Raw genomic sequence first — 11,276 nt, 5'->3', positions numbered from 1 at the left:
AAAGAAAGCAAGCTTTCTTTCTGTTACCGCTCGACTTGCATGTGTTAGGCCTGCCGCCAGCGTTCAATCTGAGCCATGATCAAACTCTTCAATTAAAGTTTTGTTGTTTCTTTCGAAACGGCTCAATGAATACTGACTTCAAAACTACCTTAGTAATTTTAAAGCTATTACCATTCCAACAGAATGGTAATGAATTGACTGTGCCAAATAACCGTAGTTATTTGTATTGGTCACTCAGTTCATTGATAAATCTTTCGACTTAACTATTCAACGAGTGCCCACACAGATTGCATGGTCAAATTGTTAAAGAACAATACTGACTTTCGGTAACCGCTTGCGCCGTTGTCCGTGTCAGTGAGGTCGCATTATAGGGAGATTTTTGAAGCTGACAATAGTTTTTTTATACCAAAACAATCAACCGCTTTATTTTTGTTCAAAAAATCATATTGCATCCATTTTTTAATCAAAAATTAATAATAACTACATTTAATCTTGTATCTAAATCGCATTTTAATAGTCGTTAAAAGTGATGAAATGAAAATTAAAGCAGCAATAAAATAAAAAGAAGCTGTAAACAAGCTAGAAGGGATAAACAAGACGTGGTGTTTCACAATGAGTAGGAAGTAGAAAGATAAGACGCAAAGCTTTAATTGATAACCTCTAAAATAAAAGCAGTAGATCACCTACTGCTTTATAACATGAACAATTACGCGTTTTCAGCGAGCCATGCTGGTACATTCTTAACGCTGTCTAAAACAGCATCTGCTAGAGCTTCACCTTCTTCAGTGATCGCTTTACCTGTACGTACTAATACTTTAAAAGCAACATCTGCCGCTATCGCTGCTTTCATATCATCGGCTTTATCACCAATCATTACTGATTTTGACATATCAATATTCAAGTGACTTTGCGCCGAGATAAACATGCCTGGATTTGGTTTACGACAATCACAATCTTGTAAATATTCACCTTTGCCTTCCGTTGCGTGGTGTGGGCAATAGTAAATACCGTCAAATTCAATATCTTGATCTTCGAAATTCCAATCCATCCATTCAGTCAAAGAAATAAACTCATCTTCGCTGAAGATACCACGAGCAATACCAGATTGATTAGTAACTAAAACAAGTAAGTAACCCATTTCTTTGAATTTTTTACATGCATCAAAAACACCATCAATGTATTCAAAATCATCAACAGTATGTACATAGCCGCGATCAACGTTTATTACGCCATCACGATCAATAAAGACAGCTGGTTTGGCCAAAAGAAAGCCCTCAACAATTAGATATTGGTTTGATTATGTCACGAGTTGGTATTGAAAAGTATTAGTTATCACATCCACAAGACTGATTAGCCATGAACAGAGTACTGTAATAAACCCCACAACCATTTAGACGTCTAGCCGTAAAAATAGCTATTGACTTAAAAAGCGATTGGAAATAGCATCAACTTAACAGCAGTTGATATATTTTAACTGATACAACCAATTATTAACAATAAATGCAATATAGCACTATTTGCACATAATGGATTGCATCTAATTAATCAGGAAGTTCAATGATAGAAATAAAACAAGTCAATAAAGTGTTCTATCAAGGTGAGAAAGCAATCAATGCGCTAAAAGATATTAATCTCAGCATAGAACAGGGAACAATTTTCGGTGTGATTGGTTCATCAGGAGCAGGAAAGAGTACGCTCATTCGATGTGTGAATTTATTAGAAAAGCCAACAACAGGTAATGTTATTGTTGATGGTATTGATTTAACCACCCTCTCATCTAATGAATTAACTTTAGCTCGTCGTAAAATTGGAATGATTTTTCAGCATTTTAATTTGCTTTCATCACGCACCGTTTATGCCAACATTGCATTACCACTTGAGCTTGCTGGTCTTTCAACACTCGAAATAAATACCAAGGTTACTCAGTTACTGTCATTAGTTGGTCTAGAAGATAAACGTAATAGCTATCCATCAAACTTAAGTGGTGGTCAAAAACAACGGGTAGCTATCGCACGAGCTTTAGCCTCTGATCCCAAAGTTTTATTGTGTGATGAAGCCACCAGCGCACTTGATCCCGCAACAACGCAATCAATACTGGCTTTATTACGTAAAATTAATCAGCAACTTAACTTAACTATTTTATTGATTACTCATGAAATGGATGTGGTTAAACGTATCTGTCATCAAGTTGCGATTATTGGTGGTGGTGAATTGGTCGAACAAGGCCTTGTCGGTGATATTTTTGCACACCCGAAAACTGAATTAGCTAAAGCGTTTATTCGCTCAACGTTAGATTTATCGATTCCTGAAGATTATCAATTAAGAATGACACCAACCTCGGTAAAAGGAAGTTATCCCCTTATTAGGCTGGAATTTACTGGAGACTCTGTTGATGCGCCGTTAATTAGCCAAGTTGCACGCGAGTTTAATCTTGATATCAGTATTCTTAGTTCAAATATGGATTATGCCGGCGGAGTTAAGTTTGGATTAATGCTTGCCGAGTTCTTTGGTACTCAAACTGCCATTGATAACGCTATTAGGTTTTTACGTGATCACAAATTAAATGTTGAGGTACTAGGATATGTCGCTTGATGCAATAACAACATGGTGGCAGAGCAATCAGCGCCTAACTGAATTACTTATCGAAGCATTGGGACAAACCTTAACCATGGTGTTGGTGTCCGGTTTCATTGGCTTCGTTATTGGTATTCCTCTTGGTGTCACATTACACCTCACCAAAAAAAATGGTTTATGGCAAAACCCCGTTTTAAATAAAATTCTAGGTATTGTGGTTAATATTGGCCGTTCAATCCCTTTTATTATTCTGTTAGTTGCCATTATTCCTTTTACGCGATTTGTGGTTGGCAGTTCCATTGGTACCGCTGCCGCCATTGTGCCACTAACAGTCGGTGCAATTCCCTTCATCGCGCGTTTAGTTGAAGGGGCGTTATTAGAAATTCCAACAGGACTAATAGAAGCAGCACAAGCTATGGGTGCAACCCCGATGCAAATTATCGCCAAGGTATTATTACCCGAAGCTTTACCCGGCATTATTAATGCGATCACCATTACTTTAGTGACTTTAATTAGTTATTCCGCCATGGCGGGGACCGTAGGTGGCGGAGGGTTGGGTGATGTCGGTATTCGTTATGGTTATCAGCGTTTTGATGGCACCGTCATGGCTATCACCGTCATTATGCTTGTTATTTTAGTCCAACTTATTCAATCAATTGGTGATCACTTAGTGAAACGTGTCGATCACCGTTAGTAACAAAAGATTTTTTATATCATCAAGGAAAGCCCATTTAAGGAGTAATACTATGGCGTTCAATCTTAAACACCTTTTTGCCATTGCCGGCGTTGCTGCAGCTATCACATTAACAGGCTGTAGTGAGCAAGAAACCCCCATTGATAACAGTAAAGTAAAAATTGGTGTCATGGCGGGAGCTGAAGAACAAGTAGCAGAAGTTGCTGCTAAACAAGCAAAAGATAAATATGGGCTTGATGTTGAATTAGTTACTTTTACAGATTATGTATCACCTAATGCAGCATTAGCAGAGGGCTCTATTGACGCTAATGCTTTTCAACATAAGCCATATTTAGATCAACAAATTAAAGATCGTGGTTATAAATTTGCGATTGCTGGCAATACATTTGTATACCCTATTGCTGGCTATTCAAATAAAATAAAATCACTGGATGAATTAAAAGATGGAGATCAAATTGCAGTACCCAATGATCCCACTAACCTTGGCCGTTCTTTATTATTATTACAACAACAAGGTCTAATTACACTAAAACCAAATACAGGCTTAACCGCAACAGTATTAGATATTGTGAATAATCCTAAAAATCTTAAAATCGTAGAATTAGAAGCCGCTCAATTGCCACGTTCTTTAGATGATGTTGCATTAGCCGTAATTAATAATACTTACGCTAGTAGCTTAAACTTAACACCTGAAAAAGATGGTATTTTCGTAGAAGATAAACAATCACCTTACGTTAATATTATTGTCGCTCGTGAAGATAACGTTAATGCTGAAAATGTACAAAAGTTCATTCAAGCTTATCAATCAGATGAAGTTTATAATTCAGCTCAGACTATCTTTAAAGGTGGCGCTGTTAAAGGCTGGTAATCACACCAATTAGCAACACATCATTTAAGAGCAGGCCTTAGTGCCTGCTTTTTATGTTATATTGATTCATTATCTTCAGCTTAACATTGGCTTAATTTGATGGCTTATAGCATTGAACCTATCGGTATCGTCCACTCTCCTTATAAAGAAAAGTTTGCAGTCCCTCGTCAACCAGGACTCGTCCCCAGTGCTCGCTGTGAAGTTATTTTACAAGGTGAAGCTAACTCCCTAGAAGCGGTGCGTGGCATCGAACAATTTAGCCATGTATGGTTATTATTTTTATTTGACCAAAATTTGAAGGCAGGTTGGCGGCCAACAGTACGTCCTCCACGTCTTGGCGGTAATGAACGAATTGGTGTTTTTGCAAGTCGCGCCACTTTTCGTCCCAATGGTATTGGAATGTCAGCCGTTAAATTAAAAGGAGTACGACATCATAATGGCCAAGTGATCATTGATGTAGGAGGAACCGACTTAGTTGACGGTACGCCGATTGTTGATATTAAGCCTTATATTCCCTACTCAGACAGTTTACCCAATGCCTTAGGTGGTTTTGCCTCTGAACAACCACCAATATTCGATGTTCAGTTTAGCGAGCATGCTCAACAACAATTACGTGGCAAACAAGCCGATTATCATCGCGCCGTGATCACTGAAGTCTTAGCTCAAGATCCACGCCCAGCCTATAAAAAAGGCAAGCCTGACAATAAAGTTTATGCGGTAAATTTATTTAATTTTAACATTCATTTTATGGTGACTGAGCCCATTGTTACGGTAATTAGTATCGATACTATTAATCAATAATAGATCTTATGTAGTTATCTTTGGCGAATAGCGCCGAGACTGGTAATATAACAGGCTATCGTCATGATACTGACGGGTGGAACATCAGTTCCTTCTCTTTCCTTTTATCAATAACGGATACCATCAATGCGTACCAGTAAATATCTTCTTTCTACCCTGAAGGAGACTCCAAACGACGCAGAAGTCATTAGTCACCAACTAATGCTACGTGCAGGCATGATCCGTAAGTTAGCTTCAGGTCTATATACCTGGCTACCTACAGGTCTGCGTGTGCTGCGTAAAGTCGAAAACATCGTTCGCCAAGAAATCGACAATGCAGGCGCAATCGAAACCTTGATGCCCGTTGTTCAGCCGTTTGAACTATGGGAAGAGACAGGCCGCTCTGAAAAGATGGGTCCTGAACTACTTCGCTTTACTGACCGTCATTTCCGTCCGTTTGTACTAAGCCCAACCGCAGAAGAAGTGATCACTAGTCTTGTACGTAACGAAGTAAGCTCATACAAGCAACTGCCACTTAATTTATACCAAATTCAGACTAAATTCCGTGATGAACGTCGCCCACGTTTTGGCGTAATGCGTGCACGTGAATTCTGCATGATGGATGCTTACAGCTTTGATATCGATAAAGACGGCTTACAAAAGTCTTTCGATACTATGCATGCTGCTTACTGTAAAGCTTTTGACCGTATGGGTCTTGAATACCGTCCAGTATTAGCTGACTCAGGCGCAATCGGTGGTAATGGTTCTCAAGAGTTCCACGTACTAGCCGAAAGCGGCGAAGACTTAATCGCATTCTCTACTGAATCTGATTACGCTGCTAACATCGAAAAAGCAGAAGCTATTGCACCTGCTGTTGAGCGTGCTGAACCAACACAAGCAATGACCATTATTGATACGCCAAATGCAAAAACTATTGCAGAATTGGTTGAACAACACGGCATTGCTATCGAAAAAACAGTGAAGACGTTATTCGTTAAAGCTTCTGATGAAATCGACGCACCTATCGTGGCATTGATCATCCGTGGTGACCACGAACTTAACGAAATCAAAGCAGAAAACCTTGCAGAAGTTGCATCTCCATTAGAGATGGCGACGGAAGAAGAAATGCGTGAGCTTATCGGTGCTGGTGCTGGTTCTCTAGGTCCTGTGGGCCTTGAACTACCGTTTATCGTTGATCACAGTGTTGCGGTAATGAGTGACTTTGCTGCTGGTGCTAACGTTGACGGTAAACACAACATCGGTATCAACTGGGGTCGTGATGTTGAACTTGGCCGTGTTGATGATCTACGTAACGTCGTTGAAGGCGATCCAAGCCCATGTGGCCAAGGTACGTTGATGCTAAAACGTGGTATCGAAGTCGGTCATATCTTCCAGTTAGGTACTACTTACTCTGATAAGATGAACTGTAGCGTACTTGATTCGAACGGTAAGAGTTCAATTCTAGAAATGGGTTGTTACGGTATCGGTGTATCACGTGTTGTAGCATCAGCTATCGAACAAAACAATGATAAATACGGCATCATCTGGCCTGACGCTCTAGCGCCTTTCCAAGTGGCTATCGTACCAATGAACATGCATAAATCAGAGCGCGTTCAGGAAGCAGCTGAGAAGCTATACGCCGATCTTACTGCAATGGGTATCGAAGTATTATTTGATGATCGTAAAGAACGTCCAGGTGTGATGTTCTCTGACATGGAATTAATCGGTATTCCTCACACTATCGTAATTGGCGATCGTAGCCTTGAAAATGGTGAGATGGAATATAAGAACCGCCGTACAGGTACTAAAGAAGCAGTGATTGCTGCTGATGTTATGGACTTTCTTAAGCAAAAAATGGCTTAATTAACAACCATATAAATTTAAAAAAGCTGCCCATTTAGGCAGCTTTTTTTATAACTAAATTATCACAAATATTTTTTATCTCTTTCACGGCTATGATAATATTCAACTCAATAATCGCTTAAGTATATTCACATAACATTCGTCACTCTGATCTTATGTGAATATTTTTAGGCAAAGGAAAGACCATGCAAGTTTATCAATGTTGTGAGCTAATTCGAATGACTTACTCTCAAATTGGCAGTGGTGATCAAGGCTATATTCCCACGGCAATTAAGTGTGCAATTAAAACATTGGATGATATTGCCGCTAATACTGAATTACCATTAGACGTACGTGAACGTGCAGCTTTTGCCGCCGCCAACTTATTGATCAGTGATCACGAGGACTAAACAATGGATTTATCAAAATTTGAAACTATGGATACTGTGATGTTGATGAGTATCGTCAACATGAAGATCCGCGATGAATTTAATACCCTCGATGATTTAGTCAAATTTTTTGATATCGATCGTGAACAATTAATTGCAAAATTAGCCACCGGTGGCTTTGATTTCTTACCTGAAGTACAGCAGTTTCGTTAACGTTGACTTATAAACATCAAATAAAAAAACGGCACTCATCAGTGCCGTTTTTTATACTTATTAAATAACATTTCTTTGGTGTAATGACTCAATTAACCTTGGAATATCGGCAGTACATCAGCCATCGCTAATAAATGGAAACACGCAGTTAATACGCCAAAGATTATTACCGCATAAATGGTAACATTGCCACCAGGTACAACAAACCCTTGTTGCTCAGGTTGACGCTGACGCAGTTTTTTAGCTAACAATGCTGGAATAATACAAGTCCAAATCGTCGCAGCAGCACCCGCTAAACCAATCGCCGCTACAAATCCAAACGGAGCAAATAATGAGAACACCAGTGGTGGAATAAAAGTCACCGCCCATGTTTTAAAGCGGCCTTGCTTAGTGTCTTCAAAACCAAAGAAATCCGCCAGATAATCAAATACCCCTAAACCAACACCAATAAATGATGACACAACAGCGGCAATCGAGAAAATATTTAAAGCTTGCTTAACACTGTTAGAGCTCACAACGCTACCCAATGCAGTCATTAACGCATCAACACTACCACCAGCGGCGACAATAGGGCCGAATTGTGTACGCGGTAAATTACCAAAAATACACACCACCCAAATCACATAAAACGTTAATGCAATCAAGGTACCGCCTAAAATAGCGTTTTTAGCACGATTTTCATCACGGTAATAATCACGCATGGTGCTTACTGAATGATGATAACCAAAAGAAGTTAATGCTACGGGTAAAATAGCGAGAGCATAAGGAGAAAGGCTGGTTTGAGAATCGATACTATCAAGCAATGTTGGTAACTGAATATTGGTCGCCAGACCTGAAATACCAATAATAAAACTGATCGCCATAAAAATGATCAACAGCACCGAAATACGATCAACGGCGCGAGTTGAATGAAGCACAAAAACAGACGATGCAATCACAAATAACACTGACGCTAATTTAGCATTGATATCGAATATACCGCCAAAAATCATACCTGATGAAGAAATATAAGCATAAAGCAAAATACCACCAACAAAATACAACGAGAGGTTATTGATCGCATTCACTTTACTTTTCAATACATCTTTTGTAATGGTGTTAAATGACACTTTAAAATCATAATGCTTTAAGGCTTCAAGTAATAACCAACCAGATAATGTCATCATCACCATCGTTACTGAGATCGCAAGTACAGTCCATAATGTCCATGCGCCAGCACCTGCACTTGGCAATCCAAGCATGCCTGCACCTACGCACACACTAGCAATAATGCATGCACCTCCAAGTGTCGATGGTTTACTCATGTTCTATCCTTTATTAGCATCTATTTTGTATCAGCGAACTAGTACAATAATATGCCTCTAATATTTTAGCAACAAAAGAATATCGATCTGAATAAATATTTATTTAACAACCGCATATGTTAAACAAATTAACATATGCGGTTTTATTATAAAAAGAGTCCATCAAGGAATTATGAACGTTGCCATATAAACTGCACCGTTGTGATTGCTGTTACTGGAGCAATAAACTCATCGACAACAAATACCCCAGCCATCGCAACTAATTGCTCACCATAAAATAGCATTGGTGTACGGCGACGTAACCAACTCGGCACCTGATATTCTTGGAGTAATTTTTTAAACTTACGCTTACCGCTGCGGCCTTGTGGTTTTATCTCTGGGCCTAAATAATCAAACCGAATAGAGACCACTTCATCTGCATAAGGTAAACGTAATCCTGCTTGGGCTTGTTGCTGCAAACACACACACCCTAATGCTTGTGGTAATTGGCATGGTTGGTTAATTATCACTTCATGCTGCCAATCACTAATGTCTGGCCATTGTTCTAACAGATATAACTGCTGTTGGTAACGACGTACTTGATACTGTTGCCAACACACTTGTGGATTAGCATCGACTTTGGCTTGGACTAAATTAAACCAAATTTGTTCAAGCTGTGCCAATGATGGCATGATCACATCCTGTTGTTTTAACCATTGTCGAATCAAAGCCATTCCTAAACGAGCATTGATATTTTCCGCAATATATAAACTACCATCATCTTTTAGTGCTTGTTGGAGCTGATAACTTAATAACTCTTCTAATAAAGCTTCTTGTTCACCACATAAATGCGCACTACGACTGACCGCTTTACGAATTCCCGGCCAGCGATCATTTAGCAATGGTGTTATTTGATGGCGAATAAAATTGCGATCGTAACGTTGATCTAAATTACTTTCATCTTCCACCCATTGTAATTGATGTTGTTTACCATAAGCTTCAATATCTGCACGACGAATGGTTAATAACGGCCGTAAATGTTGTCCAGTTGCAAATGAGGTTAACACTGGCATTGCTGCCAAACCCGCAGGTCCACTCCCCCGCTTTAAGGCTAATAATACCGTTTCAATTTGATCATCAGCATGCTGTGCAGTCAGCAATGTATCCCCACATTGAATATGCTGTGATAACGCGTGATAACGGGCATCACGAGCGGCTTGTTCGACACTCGCTCCACCGCCTAACTCACACTGTACTCGCTCAATGTCACAACCAATACCACTTGCTATTGACCAAGTAACACATTGTTGCGCCCAACGATCTGCATTGGAACTCAGTCCATGATGAACATAGACAGCATGAGCATGATAATCAGGATATTCCTTAATAAATCGAGCCAGTAAATCCAACATTACACGAGAATCTAACCCACCACTTAACGCTAATACTAACCGTTTTGTTTGAGGTGGATTGACAAATATTTGATGGCAAAAATGAGAATACAACATTGGCTTATATCTTTTAAAAACAGACTATCTAGTCTATACCAGCAGTACACCAACCGACACTCACAAACAGCATTGGCTAACATAAAAAGATAAAAAAAGGCCAGCATTATGCTGACCTTCTTAAAGCGTAAAAATAACAACGATTAACAGTAACCGTAACTCATTAGACGCTGGTAACGACGTTCAAGCAGTTCTTCAGTATCTAACTGATCTAACTCTTCTAATGTCGCTTTAATTTGTGCTTTTAACGTATTTGCCATTAATGGCATGTTACGGTGTGCGCCACCTAATGGCTCTTCGATAATATTATCGATTAGCTCAAGCTCTTTTAAACGAGGTGCTGTTAGACCCATCGCTTCAGCAGCTTGTGGTGCTTTATCAGCATCACGCCATAAAATTGAAGCACAACCTTCAGGTGAAATCACTGAATAGGTTGAGTATTGCAACATGTTAACGCAATCACCCACACCAATCGCTAACGCACCACCAGAACCGCCTTCACCAACCACATTACAAATAACAGGCACAGTCAGGCCAGCCATTACTTTGAGGTTCATTGCGATTGCTTCTGATTGGCCACGTTCTTCGGCACCAACACCTGGGTATGCACCCGCAGTATCGATGAAAGTAACAATCGGCATTTTAAAACGCTCTGCCATTTTCATTAGGCGTAACGCTTTACGATAGCCTTCTGGTTTTGGCATGCCAAAGTTACGTTTAACTTTTTCAGTCGTACCACGTCCTTTTTGATGACCAATAACCATAATTGGACGACCATCAATACGCGCAATACCGCCCACTAACGCTTTATCGTCAGCAAAAGCACGATCACCGGCTAATTCATCAAACTCTTCGAACATGTGCTCGACATAATCAAAAGTATATGGGCGCTGAGGATGGCGTGCGAGTTGCGCAACCTGCCAGGCACCAAGATCACCAAAGATTTTCTTAGTTAATTCGAGGCTTTTCTTTTCTAGTTGCTCAATTTCTTTTTCAAGATCAACCGAGTTAGACTCATCACGGCGTGATACATCACGTAGTGCTTCAATCTTTGCTTCTAATTCTGCAATCGGTTGTTCAAACTCGAGGAAGTTCAGGCTCATACCACTTAAAATCCTTTTGCTT

The 11,276-nt window shown here is 39.7% G+C and carries 11 protein-coding genes and 1 rRNA gene; 7 read left to right on the top strand and 5 right to left on the bottom strand.

The features are described 5' to 3' along the window. Together CZ809_RS18575 and gmhB are read right to left on the bottom strand one after the other, a co-directional pair. Positions 1-95, bottom strand: a 16S ribosomal RNA gene (locus tag CZ809_RS18575); the annotation flags it as partial. Positions 96-706: 611 nt separating this feature from the next. After that, a complete protein-coding gene (gene gmhB, locus CZ809_RS18570) occupies positions 707-1,264 on the bottom strand; it encodes a D-glycero-beta-D-manno-heptose 1,7-bisphosphate 7-phosphatase (protein ID WP_080159020.1) in 558 nt (185 codons plus the stop codon). Between the two features lie 293 nt (positions 1,265-1,557). Between gmhB and metN the strand changes: the two genes are divergently transcribed. The 7 genes from metN (at position 1,558) to CZ809_RS18535 (ending at position 7,360) form a co-directional block, all read left to right on the top strand. Continuing rightward, entirely contained in the window at positions 1,558-2,592 is a 1,035-nt protein-coding gene (gene metN / locus CZ809_RS18565) for a methionine ABC transporter ATP-binding protein MetN (RefSeq protein WP_080159019.1), read from the top strand. After that, positions 2,582-3,268, top strand: a complete 687-nt coding sequence (locus tag CZ809_RS18560; protein WP_080159018.1) for a methionine ABC transporter permease — start codon at positions 2,582-2,584, stop codon at positions 3,266-3,268. The genes metN and CZ809_RS18560 overlap by 11 nt, the downstream gene beginning before the upstream one ends. A gap of 52 nt (positions 3,269-3,320) precedes the next feature. Continuing rightward, on the top strand, positions 3,321-4,136 hold the full coding sequence (locus CZ809_RS18555; protein WP_080159017.1) for a MetQ/NlpA family lipoprotein: 816 nt from the start codon (positions 3,321-3,323) through the stop codon (positions 4,134-4,136). 99 nt (positions 4,137-4,235) lie between these two features. Beyond that, a complete protein-coding gene (gene tsaA / locus CZ809_RS18550; RefSeq protein ID WP_080159016.1) occupies positions 4,236-4,937 on the top strand; it encodes a tRNA (N6-threonylcarbamoyladenosine(37)-N6)-methyltransferase TrmO in 702 nt (233 codons plus the stop codon). 126 nt (positions 4,938-5,063) lie between these two features. Then, on the top strand, positions 5,064-6,779 hold the full coding sequence (locus CZ809_RS18545; protein WP_080159015.1) for a proline--tRNA ligase: 1,716 nt from the start codon (positions 5,064-5,066) through the stop codon (positions 6,777-6,779). A 185-nt stretch (positions 6,780-6,964) separates the two neighbouring features. Next, positions 6,965-7,168 (top strand): YaeP family protein, encoded by a 204-nt coding sequence (locus CZ809_RS18540; protein WP_080159014.1) that lies wholly within the window; start codon positions 6,965-6,967, stop codon positions 7,166-7,168. A 3-nt stretch (positions 7,169-7,171) separates the two neighbouring features. Next, positions 7,172-7,360, top strand: coding sequence for a DUF4250 domain-containing protein (locus CZ809_RS18535; protein ID WP_080159013.1), 189 nt, complete (start codon positions 7,172-7,174; stop codon positions 7,358-7,360). Positions 7,361-7,452: 92 nt separating this feature from the next. Here CZ809_RS18535 and CZ809_RS18530 read toward each other — a convergent pair whose 3' ends face one another. From CZ809_RS18530 to accA, 3 genes are all read right to left on the bottom strand, one after another. Then, positions 7,453-8,664 (bottom strand): aromatic amino acid transport family protein, encoded by a 1,212-nt coding sequence (locus CZ809_RS18530; RefSeq protein WP_080159012.1) that lies wholly within the window; start codon positions 8,662-8,664, stop codon positions 7,453-7,455. Positions 8,665-8,834: 170 nt separating this feature from the next. Further along, positions 8,835-10,151, bottom strand: coding sequence for a tRNA lysidine(34) synthetase TilS (tilS, locus tag CZ809_RS18525; protein ID WP_080159011.1), 1,317 nt, complete (start codon positions 10,149-10,151; stop codon positions 8,835-8,837). Between the two features lie 143 nt (positions 10,152-10,294). After that, entirely contained in the window at positions 10,295-11,254 is a 960-nt protein-coding gene (gene accA / locus CZ809_RS18520; protein ID WP_080159010.1) for an acetyl-CoA carboxylase carboxyl transferase subunit alpha, read from the bottom strand. Positions 11,255-11,276: the final 22 nt, after the last annotated feature.

Source organism: Photobacterium piscicola, from assembly GCF_900166965.1.
GTDB classification, from domain to species: Bacteria; Pseudomonadota; Gammaproteobacteria; order Enterobacterales; family Vibrionaceae; genus Photobacterium; species Photobacterium piscicola.
The sequence above is the reverse complement of the archived record's forward strand: the minus strand, read 5'-3'. Positions and strand labels throughout refer to the sequence as shown.